16 protein-coding genes are annotated in these 15,151 nt (G+C 65.8%); 2 read left to right on the top strand and 14 right to left on the bottom strand.

Annotation, left to right across the window (positions count from 1 at the left end; genetic code table 11):
- Position 1: 1 nt before the first annotated feature.
- From ISP20_RS02885 to ISP20_RS02825, 13 genes are all read right to left on the bottom strand, one after another.
- Positions 2 to 1,624, bottom strand: a complete 1,623-nt coding sequence (locus ISP20_RS02885; protein WP_204634540.1) for a hypothetical protein — start codon at positions 1,622 to 1,624, stop codon at positions 2 to 4.
- Between the two features lie 83 nt (positions 1,625 to 1,707).
- Positions 1,708 to 2,643 (bottom strand): DNA polymerase III subunit delta', encoded by a 936-nt coding sequence (gene holB, locus ISP20_RS02880; protein WP_204634539.1) that lies wholly within the window; start codon positions 2,641 to 2,643, stop codon positions 1,708 to 1,710.
- Positions 2,640 to 3,278, bottom strand: coding sequence for a dTMP kinase (gene tmk / locus ISP20_RS02875; protein WP_204634538.1), 639 nt, complete (start codon positions 3,276 to 3,278; stop codon positions 2,640 to 2,642). Before tmk ends, holB begins: the two co-directional genes overlap by 4 nt.
- Entirely contained in the window at positions 3,269 to 4,306 is a 1,038-nt protein-coding gene (gene mltG / locus ISP20_RS02870) for an endolytic transglycosylase MltG (protein WP_204634537.1), read from the bottom strand. Before mltG ends, tmk begins: the two co-directional genes overlap by 10 nt.
- Complete coding sequence (gene pabC, locus ISP20_RS02865; protein WP_204634536.1) at positions 4,303 to 5,127, bottom strand: aminodeoxychorismate lyase; 825 nt, start codon at positions 5,125 to 5,127, stop codon at positions 4,303 to 4,305. The genes mltG and pabC overlap by 4 nt, the downstream gene beginning before the upstream one ends.
- Positions 5,127 to 6,479, bottom strand: coding sequence for an aminodeoxychorismate synthase component I (locus ISP20_RS02860; RefSeq protein ID WP_204634535.1), 1,353 nt, complete (start codon positions 6,477 to 6,479; stop codon positions 5,127 to 5,129). The genes pabC and ISP20_RS02860 overlap by 1 nt, the downstream gene beginning before the upstream one ends.
- 5 nt (positions 6,480 to 6,484) lie before the next feature.
- Complete coding sequence (gene fabF / locus ISP20_RS02855) at positions 6,485 to 7,723, bottom strand: beta-ketoacyl-ACP synthase II (protein WP_204634534.1); 1,239 nt, start codon at positions 7,721 to 7,723, stop codon at positions 6,485 to 6,487.
- A gap of 207 nt (positions 7,724 to 7,930) precedes the next feature.
- Positions 7,931 to 8,170: an acyl carrier protein gene (acpP, locus tag ISP20_RS02850; RefSeq protein WP_019466215.1), complete on the bottom strand. Its 240-nt coding sequence runs from the start codon at positions 8,168 to 8,170 to the stop codon at positions 7,931 to 7,933.
- Positions 8,171 to 8,473: 303 nt separating this feature from the next.
- The gene (gene fabG, locus ISP20_RS02845; RefSeq protein ID WP_204634533.1) at positions 8,474 to 9,217 is read right to left on the bottom strand and encodes a 3-oxoacyl-ACP reductase FabG; all 744 of its coding nucleotides are present in this window, start codon (positions 9,215 to 9,217) and stop codon (positions 8,474 to 8,476) included.
- A gap of 69 nt (positions 9,218 to 9,286) precedes the next feature.
- Positions 9,287 to 10,234: an ACP S-malonyltransferase gene (gene fabD, locus ISP20_RS02840; RefSeq protein ID WP_204634532.1), complete on the bottom strand. Its 948-nt coding sequence runs from the start codon at positions 10,232 to 10,234 to the stop codon at positions 9,287 to 9,289.
- Between the two features lie 269 nt (positions 10,235 to 10,503).
- Entirely contained in the window at positions 10,504 to 11,478 is a 975-nt protein-coding gene (locus tag ISP20_RS02835) for a beta-ketoacyl-ACP synthase III (RefSeq protein WP_046970144.1), read from the bottom strand.
- A gap of 137 nt (positions 11,479 to 11,615) precedes the next feature.
- A complete protein-coding gene (gene rpmF / locus ISP20_RS02830) occupies positions 11,616 to 11,810 on the bottom strand; it encodes a 50S ribosomal protein L32 (RefSeq protein ID WP_046970143.1) in 195 nt (64 codons plus the stop codon).
- A gap of 18 nt (positions 11,811 to 11,828) precedes the next feature.
- Positions 11,829 to 12,347: a YceD family protein gene (locus tag ISP20_RS02825; protein ID WP_425490756.1), complete on the bottom strand. Its 519-nt coding sequence runs from the start codon at positions 12,345 to 12,347 to the stop codon at positions 11,829 to 11,831.
- 135 nt (positions 12,348 to 12,482) lie between these two features.
- Here ISP20_RS02825 and ISP20_RS02820 point away from each other — a divergent pair, with 135 nt between their 5' ends.
- A complete protein-coding gene (locus tag ISP20_RS02820; RefSeq protein WP_204634531.1) occupies positions 12,483 to 12,938 on the top strand; it encodes a hypothetical protein in 456 nt (151 codons plus the stop codon).
- Positions 12,935 to 13,519, top strand: coding sequence for a Maf family nucleotide pyrophosphatase (locus ISP20_RS02815; protein WP_204634530.1), 585 nt, complete (start codon positions 12,935 to 12,937; stop codon positions 13,517 to 13,519). The genes ISP20_RS02820 and ISP20_RS02815 overlap by 4 nt, the downstream gene beginning before the upstream one ends.
- 6 nt (positions 13,520 to 13,525) lie before the next feature.
- Here ISP20_RS02815 and ISP20_RS02810 read toward each other — a convergent pair whose 3' ends face one another.
- Positions 13,526 to 15,121 carry a glycosyltransferase family 39 protein gene (locus ISP20_RS02810; protein WP_204634529.1) on the bottom strand — a complete coding sequence of 532 codons (1,596 nt, stop codon included), beginning with the start codon at positions 15,119 to 15,121 and terminating at the stop codon, positions 13,526 to 13,528.
- Between the last annotated feature and the right edge of the window lie 30 nt (positions 15,122 to 15,151).

Below are 15,151 nucleotides of genomic sequence, written 5' to 3'. Positions count from 1 at the left end.
CTCAGCCTCCCGTGACAGGAGGCGCCGGACGCCAGCCACGATCGAAGGCCTGCGACCACACCAGGGCCACCGGTGTGCCCCCGCTCAGCACCAGGTGGTGCGTGCCACGGGTCAGCAACCAGTGATCCGCCGCCGGCGCGCCGTCGAGGCTGCCGCTGAGGCGCTGGTGTCCATCGGTCACGACATAGTCTCCGGGTACATTCACTTCCATCGTCTGGCTGAGCTGGTGATCGGGAAGCATACGTCCCGCGATCCAGATGTCTCCCCCGGCCTGCACATAATTGAGCATCACGAAGCGGGCGCTCGACGGCGGCAGGCGACGCAGGACCACCAGCATGGTCCGATGGTTGACCAGGTCGTCGACGATGGTGTCGGCCATCTGCCCGCGACGCAGGCGTCGCATGGCCAGGCTTTCCAGCACCGGATAGTACGGGCGGTTGCGGAAAATCGTGTCGCCCTTGGGGTCCATCACCGTGTCGGTTTCGTTCGTATAACGCAGCACGCTCGACAGTTCATTGCGCTGTTCGGCAAGGGCATCCTGCCACGGCGGCGATTCGGCGAAGACCGCCGCCAGCTCCGCCACCAGAAACGCGATCAGCAAGACGCCGCGCAGTCGCGGGCGCGAACCCAACCATTGCCAGGTCGCCGCCCAACCCGCCGCGGCAATCACCAGCGTGGGCACTACCGGAAGAAAATCCTGCCGCGTGATGAGCGGCCAGATGAACCAGATCAGCAGCAGGTACAAGCCGCCCTGCAGGGCGAAGAACACGGTCCAGTCGAAGCCGCCTTCCGAACGCTGGCGCGCCTCGCGTATGCAGATGACGATCAGCACGGCCGCAAGAATCAGAAACCACAGGCCCTGCTGCGCCGCATGACGCTTGTTGGCGCCGCCGACGTTGTACTGCGCCAGTGCGTACCAGGCGTCCTGCAGCAGACCATGCGCGCCCAGCCAGACGAGGAAAATGCCGGGCACCACCAGCACGCCCAGCAATGCAGCCATCCAGCAGTGCACACCGGCACGCGGTGCATCGGATGGACGCAACAAGCGAACCACCCCGGCAGCGACCACCGTGGTGACCAGCAACACCAGCGTCTTTTGCGATACGGCCAGCGCGCAGCCCATGGCTAGGCCGGCCACGAAGTAGCGCCAAAGGCGCGGCGGCGTTCCCGCCACGAAGGCCAGACCCAGCAGCCACATCGCCATCCACATGTCGTCGGTGCGGAACTGTCCGCTGACCACGAAGAAACGCGGGAACAAACCGGCCACCAGCACCACCACCGCGGCCACTCGCCATCCGTAGAGGCGCTGCGCCATCCAGCCCGCCGAACCCAGGGCGATGACGTACCAGAACTGCATCGCCAGGCGCAGCCAGGTCAGCACATCGGGACGGTTGTCCAGCCACTTCAGCAACGGCGAATGCAGCCAACTGAACAGCGGGCCGTGGTTGTCGAACACATCGCGATAAGGCAGCAGCCCCTGCGTCCACGCCCAGGCAACGTGCGCGTGTTGGGCTTCGTCCGAATTGAGCGTGTACGCATTGAGCCATGCCAGTCGCAGGACCAGCAGGAACAGAAGCGATATCCACGGCCAAATGGAGAGATGGCGTTGGGAAGCAAACTTCATCGGGGCAGCGTAGGCAGAGGGCCTGTCAGTGGGCTTTCCGCCAAGTAAAACGCCATGCCGTGGCTTTCGTTGTCAGAGTTTTCTCAGTGCCAGCGCGCCAGCAACTCCAGCAACAACAGATCGCCACGCAGCGGACCGCGCAACGATTCGCGCGTGCGGTTGGCCGCCATGTACCACTGGTCGAGACCTTCGGCATCGAGCTGGCTGGCCAGCGGGCCGGACGCCGTGATGGCGCGCGCCTTGATCTCTTCGGCCGCCGCCTGCGCGGCAAACCACAGGCGTTGTTCGGGTTCGTTGTCGAGCCAGCGGCGCGCCACTTCCATCGCTTCGCCGCGGCCGGCCGCCAAGGCGCCAAGATCCTTGCGCACCTCCTGCCGGCGCGCCAACGCGCCTTCCTGTGCCCACGCACACGCCAGGCCGGGATTGCCGCCTGCCGCATCGAGCGCAACAGCCGCATCCTTCACGCCTTGCTGCTGCAACCAGGCCAGCGCGTCCTCGCGCGGCGGCAGATGAAATTCGATGCGCTGGCAGCGACTGCGTATCGTCTGCGGCAACCGCCATGGCGCGTCGGCCACCAGCAACAGCAAGGTCTGTTGCGAGGGCTCTTCCAGCGTCTTGAGCAGCGCATTGGCCGCCGCGGCGTTCATGGCGTCGGCGGGGTCGATGCAGACGACCTGCCAGCCACCGAACTGACTGGACATGGCCAGGCGTGCGGAGAGATCGCGAATCTGGTCGACCACGATCTCGCTGCGCTGCACGCCGTCCTTGCGCAAGCCGAAGCTCAGCGTCGCAAAATCCGGATGGGTGCCGGCGGCAAACAACAGGCAACTGCGGCACCGCCCACAGGGCTCGCCGTCCTGCGTCTGCTGGCACAGCAGACCTTCGGCGAAGCGTCGCATGAAGTCGCGCTTGCCCAGGCCCTTGGGCCCGCACAAGAGCAGCGCATGCGGCATGGCATCGCGCGCACGGCGCGCCTGCAGCCGTGCCCAGTGTTCGGCATGCCAGGGCATCGCGCTCATGCCGGCGCTCCGAACAAATGACGCGTGGCATCGATGGCCGCAGCCAGCACTTCCGGCGGTGTCAGCGTCGCATCGATGAGGCGGAAGCGCTGCGGCTCGGCGGCGGCGCGCGCACGATAAGCGGCACGCACGCGCTCGAAGAACGTGTCGCCTTCCACTTCGATGCGATCGGCTTCGCCACGGCCCGCGGCGCGAGCACGGCCAGTGGCCACGGGAAGATCGAGCAGCAAGGTGAGATCGGGCGTCAGGCCGCCGGTAGCCCATTGCTCCAGCGTGGCGATGCGCTCGTTCGGCACGCCACGGCCACCGCCCTGATAGGCATAGCTCGCGTCGGTGAAGCGATCGCACAACACCCACTGCCCGGCAGCGAGCGCGGGCTCGACGCATTCGCGCACCAGCTGCGCGCGCGAGGCGAACATCAGCAGCAATTCCGATTCCGCGCACATCTCGCGATGCACGGGATCGAGCACGATGGCGCGCACTGCCTCGCCCAGCGGCGTGCCGCCGGGTTCGCGCGTCTGCACCAGCGCGACGCCCTGCGCCAGCAGATGCTTCTGCAGGCCCGCCAGCAGCGTGCTCTTGCCGGCGCCTTCGCCGCCTTCGAGCGTGATGAGTTTTCCGCGCGTCATTGGCATCGCTTCAGCTGAAAACAGGCCACGTTCCGATTGTGTTCGTCCAGCGTACTGGAGAACACATGCGTGCCGTCGCCGCGCGCCACGAAGTAAAGCTCGTTGCCGGAGGCGGGATGCAGCGCCGCTTCGATGGCCGGCTTGCCCGGCATGGCGATGGGCGTCGGCGGCAGGCCGGCGCGCGTATAGGTGTTGTACGGCGTGTCGGTGGTGAGATCGGACTTGTGGATGTTGCCCGTATACGTGTCGCCCATGCCGTAGATCACGGAGGGATCGGTCTGCAGCAGCATGTGGCTCTGCAGGCGGCGGATGAACACGCCGGCGATGCGCGGCCGCTCGTCGGCGCGGCCGGTTTCCTTCTCCACGATGGAGGCAAGGATCAGCGCGTCGTACGGCGTTGCCAGCGGCACTTGGGTGTCGCGCTTCGACCACTGCGCATCGAGCAGCTTGGTCATTGCGGCATGCGCGCGGCGCAGGACGTCCAGATCGCTGTCGCCTTTCACATAGGCATAGGTTTCGGGCAGAAAACGCCCCTCGGGCATTTCGCCCGGCGCGCCGATCTTCGCCATCAGCGCTTCGTCGTCCAGGCTGGCGGCGTCCTGCTTCAGCTTGTCGGCCTTGGCCAGGGCCTGGCGCAGTTCGTGGAAATTCCAGCCGTCCACGATGGTGAAGTTGCGTTGCACCACCCTGCCCGCCGCCATGTTCAGCAGCAGGTCGCGCGGCGTAATGCCGGCCGTCAGCGCGTATTCGCCCGCATGCAGGCGGCCGGCGACGCGCAACTGTTCGGCCAGCACGCGCCAGTACAGCGGGTGTGTATTCGTCGCATGCTGCTCATGCAATTGGCCGACCACATCGCGCAGGCTGCTGCCCTTGGCCACATCGACGCTGGGCGCCTCGGCCGACACCGTCAGCGGCGTGCCGACGAAACGTTGATAGTCCATCCAGCCGTAGACGAGGCCGCCGGCGATCGCCAGCAACACCAGCACGATCAAGCCGCGCCATAGCGCCCGTCCCTGCATCTTGTGTCGACTCATGCCTGCTCCATCGGAAAACCCAGGCCGCACCAATGCCGTTGCAAAGCACGGGTGACCGGCCCCGGAACATACACGGTATCGCCCACGGCCTGAACAGGCAAAATGCCTCGCACGCTGGAGCTGAGAAAAAGCTCGCTGGCGTTGGCCAGTTCGGCCGGATGCATGTCGCGCACCTGCGCCTCGGGCTGGTGGGTGAGAACTTCCGCACGCGCCACGCCTGCCACGCCGCAGCGATCCAGCGCCGGCGTCACCAGCACGCCCCCAAGCACGGCGAACAGATTGGTCATGGTGCCTGAGATCAGCCGCCCATCCAGGTCGCGGAGCAGGCCTTCGCCGATGGCCGGATCGGACCACTCAGCACGCGCCAACACCTGCTCCAGCCGATTGAGGTGCTTGAGGCCAGCCAGCAGCGGCTGCGCGGCCAGCTGCGTCTCACACCAGCGCACACGCAGACCCGCCGCATACGCATCGCCACTCATGACAGGCGCGTCGAAGCCAGCCACGATGCGGGTTGGCGCGCGCGCCGGAGGCGGCGCATAGCCCCGCTCCCCTACGCCGCGCGTCAAGGTGATGCGCACGACGGCGTGTTCGGTTCCGTCGATCACCCTGCCCGCTTCGCGCAGCAGCGTTTCCTCATCGGGCAACGGTTGACGCAAGCGTAGGCAACCCTCGTGCAAGCGCGCCATGTGCCGCTCCCAGAGCGGCGCCACGCCACGCACGAAACGAATCGTTTCAAACAGCCCGTCGCCGTAGGACAAGCCGCGATCGAAGGCCGACACAGTGGTCGACGGCTCGCCGTTGACCAGCAGGCGGGCGGACATCAGCCCTGCACTCCCAGGGCGCGCAACAGGCCGCGTGCCTTGGCGCGCGTCTCGTCCAGTTCCTTCTCCGCCACCGAATCGGCCACGATGCCGGCGCCGGCGCGGAAAGTAACGTCCTGGCCAACCAGCGTGAACGTGCGGATAAGGATATTGAGATCCAGGTCGCCGTTCCGATCCAGATAGCCAAGCGCGCCGGTATAGGCACCACGCGGCGCGTCTTCCAACGCGGCGATGATTTCCATGCAGCGCACCTTGGGGCAACCGGTGATGGTGCCGCCCGGAAACGTCGCGGCAATCACTTCGCCCGGTGTCACTTCAGCGCGCAAACGTCCACGCACGTTGGACACGATGTGATGCACGTGCGCGTAGCTTTCCACCACCATCAGCTCGTCGACCTCGACCGTGCCTGGCACGCATACGCGGCCCAGGTCGTTGCGCTCCAGGTCGATCAGCATCACGTGCTCGGCGCGCTCCTTGGGATGCGTGCTGAGTTCGCGGATACGCGCCACGTCGTCGTCGCCCGGCGTACGCGGACGCGTGCCGGCAATCGGACGCGTCTGCGCCAGGCCATCGCGCACTTCCACCAGCCGCTCCGGCGACGAACTCACCACCGCCCATGCCGGCTGCTGGAACAAACCGGCGAACGGTGCAGGATTGGCTTGTCGCAACGATTGGTACAACTGCGCGGGCGCCGGTGGCGTCGCGTAATGCGCATGCCATGCCCGTGAGAGATTCACCTGGAAGATGTCGCCGGCATGCAGGTGTTCGTGGATGCGCGCCACGCCATCGAGGAACAACGACGGATCGTCTTCGCCACAACGGGTCGGTGCGGGAAGCGCTGCAAGGTCGAGGTTAACTTGAAGATCGGCTTCCATCGCATCGAGCAGGGACGGATGTCCCTCCTCCGCCACCAGCACGGTGCAACCGCGGGCGTGGTCGACGATCACCGCGGCAGGACAACGCAATGCCATCGCCGTCGGCAATGCTTCCGATGGTCGCAGGCGCAACCGCGCCTCGATCTCGCCGACCAGCTCGTAATTCATCAGCAGCAGCCAGCCGCCATGGAACGGCAGGTCGCTTGAGGCATCGCGCGGTGCACGCGCGTCGCGCCACGCATGGTCGAGCGCGTCGAGAAAACGGCCTTCCTGCGCGAGCCCGCGACCATCGATTAGCCGGCCATCGGCCAGCAACGACAGCGTCTCCTGCGGGAACGCAAACAGGATGTCGTAGCGCGCCTGTGGCGTACCGTGGGTCACACTCTGCAGCAGGCCCGGATAGCGCGCCGGAAATGCAGCGGCCGGCGCGAGGAGATCGCGCCGGCCGTGCAAGGTACGCCGAACAAACGTTGTCACGTCGCTCAAATGCGACGGAATGCCAACGTGCCGTTGGTGCCGCCGAAGCCGAACGAGTTGGAGATGGCCACGTCGAACTTCGCTTCGCGCGCGGTGTGCGGCACGAAATCCAGGTCGCAGCCTTCGCCCGGCTCGTCCAGGTTGATCGTCGGCGGCAGCACCTGGTCGCGCAGGGCCAGGATGGTGAAGATCGCTTCCACGCCGCCAGCCGCACCCAGCAGGTGACCGGTGGCCGACTTGGTCGAGCTCATCGCCAGCTTGTAGGCGTGATCGCCGAACACGCGCTTGGCGGCCAGCACTTCACCCAGGTCGCCCAGCGGCGTGGAGGTGCCGTGCGCGTTGACGTACTGCACGTCGGTCGGGTTCAGATGGCCGTCCTTCAGCGCCGTATCCATGCTGCGCGCCGCACCTTCGCCACCTTCGCTCGGGGCGGTGATGTGGAACGCGTCGCCGCTCATGCCGAAACCGACCAGCTCCGCGTAGATCTTCGCGCCGCGTGCCTTGGCGTGTTCGTACTCTTCCAGCACCAGCACGCCGGCGCCGTCGGACAGCACGAAACCGTCGCGATCCTTGTCCCACGGACGGCTGGCCTTGGTCGGCTCATCGTTGCGGGTGGACATGGCCTTGGCCGAGCAGAAGCCCGCCATCGCCGTGCCAGTGGTGGCGAACTCGGCGCCGCCGGCGATCATCACGTCGGCATCGCCGTACTGGATCATGCGCGCGGCCAGGCCGATGTTGTGCGTACCGGTGGTGCAGGCGGTGACGCAGGCGATGTTCGGGCCCTTGAGGCCGTACATGATCGACAGGTGACCGGACACCATGTTGATGATCGAGGACGGCACGAAGAACGGCGACACGCGACGCGGTCCCTTGTCGTGCAGTTCGATCGACGTATGTTCGATGGTATGCAGGCCGCCGATGCCGGCCGCCACGGCCACGCCGATGCGCGGCGCGTTCGCTTCCGTCACTTCCAGGCCGGAATCGCGCAGGGCTTGCGTGCCCGCGGCGATGCCGTAATGGATGAACGGATCCATCTTCTTGATCTCTTTCGGGGCAATCCACTGCGCCGGATCGAAATCACGTACCTGACCGGCGATGCGCGTGGCATAGGCGGTGGCGTCGAAATGGGTAACCTCACCGATGCCGCTGACGCCCTTGAGGATGTTGTCCCAGGCCGTCGTGACATCGTTGCCGACCGGGGAAATGATGCCCAGCCCGGTTACAACCACACGTCGTTTGCTCATGCTGATGTTCCCTTGTGTATCCGTGGCTCTATCGATGGCGGCAGGCAATCTGCGTCATTCGTGGCCACGTCATCCGGGCCGTGCAGTGCGCCGTGCGCACCATACGGGACAGGACGTTGCAAAATGCAGAAACGAAAACTGCGCCAATGTGGCGCAGCTTCCGGTATCGCTAGTGGACAGACGCATGGCGTCGTCGCAGCAGAGCGATCACTCCTTGGTGTGGGCCTTGATGTAGTCAACAGCCTGCTGCACCGTGGTGATCTTCTCGGCCTCTTCGTCCGGAATCTCGGTCTCGAACTCTTCCTCGAGGGCCATGACCAGCTCGACGGTGTCCAGCGAATCAGCGCCCAGATCGTCCACGAACGAAGCGTTCGCCGTGACTTCCTCTTCCTTCACGCCCAGCTGCTCGATGACGATTTTCTTGACGCGCTCTTCGATGGTGCTCATGTTGCCAATACCTCCCAAGGAGTAGTTACCTGATCAACGCCGGACATAAGGCCGACATATGGCCGGCGGATTGTAGTGGTTAAGCCGCAAGGCCGCCATGATCCGCCAGCAATGGTGATACGCAGGCCACGGGACCGGCGCGAAAGAAGCAATTGTCGCCTAAAACGATGTAGCTTGCGACAACTCCGTGTTAAGCCGGCCCGCGCCGGCGCGCCAAACCGCCTGCCAGCAGGGCTGGCAGGCCATCCGGCCATTTCAGACAATGAAGGACGCGAGAAGGGCTTGCGGCCCTTTCTTCACGACTTAGGGCATGTACATGCCGCCGTTCACATGCAGCGTCTCGCCGGTGATGTAGGCCGCCGACGGGGAGGCCAGGAAGCCCACGGCCTTCGCAATATCCGTCGCTTCGCCCAGGTGACCCAGCGCGATCTGGCCCAGCAGCGCCTGACGGGCGTCCTCGGGCAGCGAACGCGTCATGTCGGTGTCGATGAAGCCCGGCGCCACCACGTTCACGGTGATGCCGCGCGAACCGATCTCGCGCGCCAGCGACTTGGAGAACGCAATGATGCCGGCCTTGGCCGCCGCATAGTTGGACTGGCCCGGATTGCCGGTGACGCCGACCACCGAGGCAATCGAAATGATGCGGCCCTTGCGCGCCTTCATCATGCCGCGCATCACCGCCTTGGAGGCGCGGTACACCGAGGTGAGATTGGTATCGAGAATCGCCTGCCAGTCGTCGTCGCGCATGCGCATCAGCAGCTGGTCGCGGGTGATGCCGGCGTTGTTCACCAGGATCGAGACCGGGCCGAATTCCTTTGCGATGCCATCGATGAGCGCATCGATGGAAGCACCGTCGGTCACGTTGAGCATGCGGCCATGGCCGCCGTGCGCGGCAAGGCGTTCGCCGATCGCGGCGGCGCCGCTGTCGCTGGTCGCGGTACCGATGACGGTGGCGCCCTGCGCGGCCAGTTCATCGGCAATGGCGGCACCGATGCCGCGGCTGGCACCCGTGACGAGGGCGATCTCACCTTGCAGTGTCTTGCTCATCTGTCGTTTCCTTTGGATGGCTGGACGTCGAGCCGTCCAGTCGCATGAATCGTTGGAAGATGCGGGAAATCAGGCCCACTCGGCGCGAGCGGCGTCCAGCTCGGCCGGCGTGCCGATGGCGCGCGCTTCCACGCTCTTGTCGATGCGCTTGATAAGGCCGGCCAGCACCTTGCCCGGGCCAGCTTCAACGATGCGCGTCGCACCGCCCGCGACCAGCGCCTGCACGCATTGGGTCCAGCGCACCGGCAGGTACAGCTGGCGCTGCAAGGCACCGCGAATGTCTTCCAGGTTGTCGTAGCTGCGCGCTTCGGCGTTCTGCACCACCGGCACCGACGGCAACGTCCAGTCGATCGACGCCATGCGCTCACCCAGGCGATCGGCCGCATCGCGCATCAGTGCGCAATGCGAAGGTACCGACACAGCGAGCTTGATGGCCTTCTTCACGCCCTGCTCCGCCAGCTTGGCCAGCGCGCGATCCACCGCCTCGGCATTGCCCGCGATGACGAGCTGGCCGGGCGAGTTGAAGTTGGCCGGCGATACCACCTGGCCCTGCGCGACTTCCTCGCACACTGCCGCGATCTGCGCATCGTCGCCACCGAGGATGGCGGCCATCGCACCGACGCCCGGCGGCACCGCGGCCTGCATCAGGCGGCCGCGCTCGGCGACCAGCGCAGCGGCGTCGTGCAGCGACAGCGCGCCCGCACACACCAGCGCGCTGTACTCGCCCAGGCTGTGGCCGGACATCTGCGCCGGCATCGCGCCACCGAGCTTCTGCCACACGCGCCACACCGCCACGCTGGCGGCGAGCAGCGCCGGCTGCGTGTTCTCGGTGCGGTTGAGGTCTTCTTCCGGACCGTGCTGGCTGAGCGCCCACAGGTCGATGCCCGCGCCCTGCGATGCCTCGTCGAACGTGGCCTTCACTTCCGCATGCGCAGCGGCCAGCTCAGCCAGCATGCCCATGGATTGCGAACCCTGGCCAGGGAAAACGAAAGCGAGCGTGGCGGCGGTATCGGTCATGGATAGGGGTTTTCTGAAATCGAAAAACGGAATGGTGCCAGTAATCAGCGCCATACGCAGCTGTATTTGGTCACAGAGGGCCCGATCGCCTCACTTTCCCGTCATTCCGGCGCAGGCCGGAATCCAGTGGCCGCATGGCTTGGTTGTCGCAGGAGCCTGTGGAGGCGCTCGCGATAAACGCAGCTCACCGCTACGGGTTTCCGGCCCGCGCCGGAACGACGGGCAAAAAAAAGCCGCCCGCAGGCGGCCTTTCATCGAACTTGAGGCAATCAATAACGCAGCAGCGCCGACGCCCACGTAAACCCGCCACCAAACGCTTCCAGCAGCAGATTCTGCCCACGCTTGACCTTGCCCGAACGCACCGCGTAATCCAGCGCCAGCGGCACCGAGCCCGACGAGGTGTTGGCGTGTTCCTGCACGGTGACGATCACCTGCTCCATCGGCATCTTCAGGCGCTTGGCCGTTGCCTCGATGATGCGCAGGTTGGCCTGGTGCGGAATCAGCCAGTCGATCTGCGACTCGTCCATGCCAGCGGCCTGCAACGTTTCGTCGACCAGCGAGTCGAGCGTCTTCACGGCGACCTTGAACACTTCGCGGCCAGCCATGTTGATGCGCACGCCGTGGTTGGGCTCGTCCTTGAAGCCGACCGAAACGCCCACGGGGTTGTACAGCAGATGCTTGAAGCCGCCGTCGGCATGCAGCAGCGTGGCGTAGATGCCCGGCTCTTCCGAGGCTTCCAGCACCACGGCGCCAGCGCCGTCGCCGAACAGCACGCAGGTTTCGCGCTCGGTCCAGTCGACCATGCGGGTCAGTGTTTCCGCGCCGATCACCAGCACTTTCTTGGACTGGCCGCTGCGGATGAACTTGTCGGCAATGCCCAGCGCGTAGACGAAGCCCGAACAGGCCGCATTGACGTCGAACGCCGCGCAACCGTTGGCGCCCAGACGATGCTGCACAAGACAGGCGGTGGACGGGAAAATGATGTCCGGCGTCGTCGTGCCGAGCACGATCAGATCGAGCTCCGACGCCTTGACGCCGGCAGCCTCCAGGGCGCGTTCCGCGGCCTCGGTGGCAAGGTCACCGGTGGTCTGGCCCTCAGCGGCGATATGGCGGCGTTGAATGCCGGTACGGCTGACAATCCATTCGTCACTGGTCTCGACGATCTTCTCTAGATCGGCGTTGGTCACCACTCGCTCGGGCAGCGCGCTGCCGGTGCCGGTGATGCGGGCGTAAATCTGGGCCATTAACTTTCCATGCGACGGGTTGGGATGAAGCGGTCTTGAGCCGCTTCCAAACCGTGAACGTTACGTGGGTGATCGCATAAACGCAAAGCGGCGCGAAATCGCGCCGCCATGCGGAACCGTATCCCTTGCGGGAACGATCAATCCTCTTCGACCACCGCGCCGGCGGTCTGGATGACCTTCTTGCCGCGGTAGTAGCCGTCCTTGGTGACGTGATGGCGCAGATGCACTTCGCCACTGGTCGGATCGGTCGACAGCTGCACGGTCTTCAGCGCATCGTGCGAACGACGCATGCCGCGGGTGGACGGGGTCTTGCGGCTCTTGGCAACGGCCATGGCGAATCTCCAGCTAAATCAGTTTTTCTTGAGTTCGCGCAAAACCGCGAACGGGTTATCGGTACGCCTTTCGCTGGAAATTTCTTCCGGCGTCGGCCCTGTTACTTCTTCAGGCAGCGTGCTGTCCGGGTTCACCGGGACCAGCGGCAATGCCAACAACAATTCGTCCTCGATGACATCCAGCAAGCTCAGCTTGCTGTCGTCAGCCACCAGCAGCGGTTCGACGTTGGGCGGCAGGGCCGCTTCGTCGCGCTCGGAACGGATCAGGCCCAGCCGGCTATCGACCGTCACGGGCAAGACGAACGTTTCCAAGCTGCGCTGGCAGGTCAGCGTGAGCGGAACCTGGACGCGGACATCGAGGTACGCCGTACCAAACTCATCCCGGCCAAAATCCAGCTCGTATCGCGCCGTTCCGTCCGTTTCGGCCAGGGCGCCACCCAATCGCTTCATGGCGACCACGGGTACTTCCCCTTCGAACGAACGCCGCGCCGAGACCATGCGCCAAGCGTCCACGGACTCTGGCAGTGTCACGGACATAGACCCGAAATCTTAGAATTACAACACGTTGAAGTCAACACGCCGGCCGCCTGGAGACAGCAACAACGCGGGTTTTGCCTGAACGGCGCTGGTACGGCAGACTTTGGACACCCCAGTCTGCGAGCCGGCCGCCCCGTGAATCCCTACCTGATCCTCGGCATCGCTGCCCTGATCATCATTGCCGCGGCCCTGGTCGGTATGACCCTGGCCTACCGGCGTCGGGCCGATCGCCGCGCCCTGAGCCTGCATCGGCTGCTGGAACTGGCCGACCGGCTGGAAGGCGATCTCAAGACCTGCCGAGCCGGCCTGCAGCAGGCCCACGCGGTAATGTCGTTGAATCCCGACCTGCCCGCCAGCAGCGAACAGGAGGCACGCCATGCGATCGATGCCGGCCTGCGCTCGCTGCTTGCCCAACGCATCTGGATCCGCGACACCGCCCCGACCGCCTCGCAAGAGGAGCTGGATAAGGCCGTCGCATCCATGAATGATACCCGCGATCGCCTGCGTCCGCTGCTGGCAGCGCTGGATCGCGCCCAGCACGAGCTGGACAGCGCGATGCGCGAGCACCTGCGCCGGGAACACGACGCGTGAGTCAGCCCACGCTCGTGCTGGGCTCGACTTCCCGCTACCGGGCCGAACTGCTCCGCCGCGTCGTCGCCGATTTCGAACAGCGTGCGCCCGGCACCGACGAGACGCCGCTCGCCGATGAAACGCCACGCGATCGCGCACTCCGTCTGGCCATCGCCAAGGCCCGCGCCGCGGCGGAGGGGCTGGACGATGCGCTCGTCATCGGTTCGGATCAGGTCGCCGAATTGAGCGGCGCCGTCCTGGACAAACCCGGCACCGCGCAGCGTGCGCGCGAGCAGCTGAGCGCCAGCTCGGGGCACGAGGTGCACTTCCACACCGCGCTATGCCTGCACGACACCCGCTCGGGCGAAGACCGGGTGCATGTCGATCACACCGTGGTGAAGTTCCGCAGCCTGGGCACGGACGAGATCGATCGCTACATCGAACGCGAACAGCCGCTCGATTGCGCCGGCAGTTTCAAGTGCGAAGGGCTGGGCATCAGCCTGTTCGAGCGCATCGACAACGAAGATCCTTCGGCCCTGATCGGCTTGCCTCTAATTGCGCTGAGCCGGCTGCTGCGCGAAGCGGGCATTGCCCTGCCCTGACCGATGTCAGCGCGGCTGTTCGGCCTGCGCCGCGCGACGCCAGATCAAGCAGGCATCGTCGCTCGTTGACGTCACCGGCAGCGTCGCCGGCACGCTGCCCACATAGAACGCCATGCGCCGCCGTCCATCGAACAGATCCAGCCGGGGCAGCGCCATCGGCTGGCTGATGCGCCCGCACAGCGTGCGCAGCCAATCCTCGCGTTCGCGCACGCGCAAGGCCTTTTCATCGACGGCAAGCAACATCGGTTCGCCGCCATGCGTTCGTCGCAGCGACGCTTCATCGCGCTGCCAGATCGCCAGTTGCGGTGCGCGGCCGTGTTTCACATTGAGCGGATTGTCGAGCGCATAGACGGGCACGCTGCCGCCGAGCTGGAAATCGATTTCCGCGGCAAGCATGAAATTGTCCGCCACCAGCACGCCCGGGTGCGAAACCAGCAGCTCGCGCGCCATCTCGCCGCTTTCACGCCAGCCGACGAAACGCGCAGGAAACGCCTTGACGCCTGCCAGCACGCGCGCACCGTTGTCGCTGGCGGCGAGTCCCAGATAAGCGAGACCGCCAAGTTGGCCGGCAGCCGCCAGCGCAAAGGCAGCCACCAGCCAGCCGCGTCGCCACGGCAAACGTTCGCGCAGCAAGAGCGGCAACGCCGCCAGCAACGGCAGATACCCGGGCAACGGCCAGTGCGCGCGGAAGCGCACGTCGTCCGCAAACAGTCCGAGCACGAAATAAATCGCGATGAAGCTGCAGGACACGATGGCGATGAGGTCCCACGGACGTCCGTCGCCACGACGGCGCCAGCTCGTCCATGCGGCCCACAACAGCAGCGCGTACAACAACGGCGTGCAGGCGAGTGCCTGCTCCACCGGCTGCACCAGCGCATCGGCATGGAACTGCCACGGGTTGCGCTCCATCAGCTGGAAGGCCACGCCGGCGCCATGCTGTTGCCAGTTGGACACCAGCAACGGGACCAGCCCGAGCGCGGCAACCAGCAGCGCCAGCCATAGCCCTGCTCGGCGCCACAACGCGCGGCCGCGACGGCTCATCAGGCAAAACAACAGGCCCGCGAGCATCGGCATGGCGGCGCGGTAGTGGGTCAGCCAACACACGCCCAGCGCGGCGCCAAGCAGCAACCAGTCGCGCAAGCGGTCCCGATCCATGGCCCGCGCCAGCGCCACCAGGGCCAGCATGATCGCCACTGTCAGCGGCACGTCCGGCAGTGCCAGCACGCCCAGGCTGCCGGCCAGCGGCAGGGCCAGACAAAGCAGCGCGGCCTGCCAGCCGGTCCGTTCGTCGAAGGCCTCGCGCGCAAACGCGCGCACCAGCCACGGCAAGGCGCCGCCGATCAGCAGGAAGGGCCAGCGCATGCCGAACACGCTGTGGCCGGCGACGCTTTCGCCCAGGCGGATCAGCAACGCCGTGAGCGGCGGCAGGTCGCTGTAGCCCCAGGCGAGGTGACGGCTTTCCTGCCAGTAGAACGCCTCGTCACCAAACGGTGACAGCGAGGCGGCAAGCATCAGCTTGACCATGCACAACAGCGCGAAGGCGATCACGAAGACGGCTCGCCAGCGTGCGAGACCCGCCGCTACACTGCGGCTGTCACGCATGCGCTCTGCCCTGCATTGCCCTTCCCCGCT

This window comes from Dyella kyungheensis, assembly GCF_016905005.1.
GTDB classification, from domain to species: Bacteria; Pseudomonadota; Gammaproteobacteria; order Xanthomonadales; family Rhodanobacteraceae; genus Dyella; species Dyella kyungheensis.
The sequence above is the reverse complement of the archived record's forward strand: the minus strand, read 5'-3'. Positions and strand labels throughout refer to the sequence as shown.

What these genes read in the sequence shown, in the direction of transcription:
- ISP20_RS02810 (WP_204634529.1), bottom strand. Translation starts at nt 15,121, where the DNA reads ATGCGTGACAGCCGCAGTGTAGCGGCGGGTCTCGCACGCTGGCGAGCC.
- pabC (WP_204634536.1), bottom strand. Translation starts at nt 5,127, where the DNA reads ATGTCCGCCCGCCTGCTGGTCAACGGCGAGCCGTCGACCACTGTGTCG.
- ISP20_RS02835 (WP_046970144.1), bottom strand. Translation starts at nt 11,478, where the DNA reads ATGGCCCAGATTTACGCCCGCATCACCGGCACCGGCAGCGCGCTGCCC.
- fabD (WP_204634532.1), bottom strand. Translation starts at nt 10,234, where the DNA reads ATGACCGATACCGCCGCCACGCTCGCTTTCGTTTTCCCTGGCCAGGGT.
- mltG (WP_204634537.1), bottom strand. Translation starts at nt 4,306, where the DNA reads ATGAGTCGACACAAGATGCAGGGACGGGCGCTATGGCGCGGCTTGATC.
- tmk (WP_204634538.1), bottom strand. Translation starts at nt 3,278, where the DNA reads ATGCCAATGACGCGCGGAAAACTCATCACGCTCGAAGGCGGCGAAGGC.
- fabF (WP_204634534.1), bottom strand. Translation starts at nt 7,723, where the DNA reads ATGAGCAAACGACGTGTGGTTGTAACCGGGCTGGGCATCATTTCCCCG.
- holB (WP_204634539.1), bottom strand. Translation starts at nt 2,643, where the DNA reads ATGAGCGCGATGCCCTGGCATGCCGAACACTGGGCACGGCTGCAGGCG.
- fabG (WP_204634533.1), bottom strand. Translation starts at nt 9,217, where the DNA reads ATGAGCAAGACACTGCAAGGTGAGATCGCCCTCGTCACGGGTGCCAGC.
- rpmF (WP_046970143.1), bottom strand. Translation starts at nt 11,810, where the DNA reads ATGGCCGTTGCCAAGAGCCGCAAGACCCCGTCCACCCGCGGCATGCGT.
- ISP20_RS02885 (WP_204634540.1), bottom strand. Translation starts at nt 1,624, where the DNA reads ATGAAGTTTGCTTCCCAACGCCATCTCTCCATTTGGCCGTGGATATCG.
- ISP20_RS02825 (WP_425490756.1), bottom strand. Translation starts at nt 12,347, where the DNA reads ATGTCCGTGACACTGCCAGAGTCCGTGGACGCTTGGCGCATGGTCTCG.
- acpP (WP_019466215.1), bottom strand. Translation starts at nt 8,170, where the DNA reads ATGAGCACCATCGAAGAGCGCGTCAAGAAAATCGTCATCGAGCAGCTG.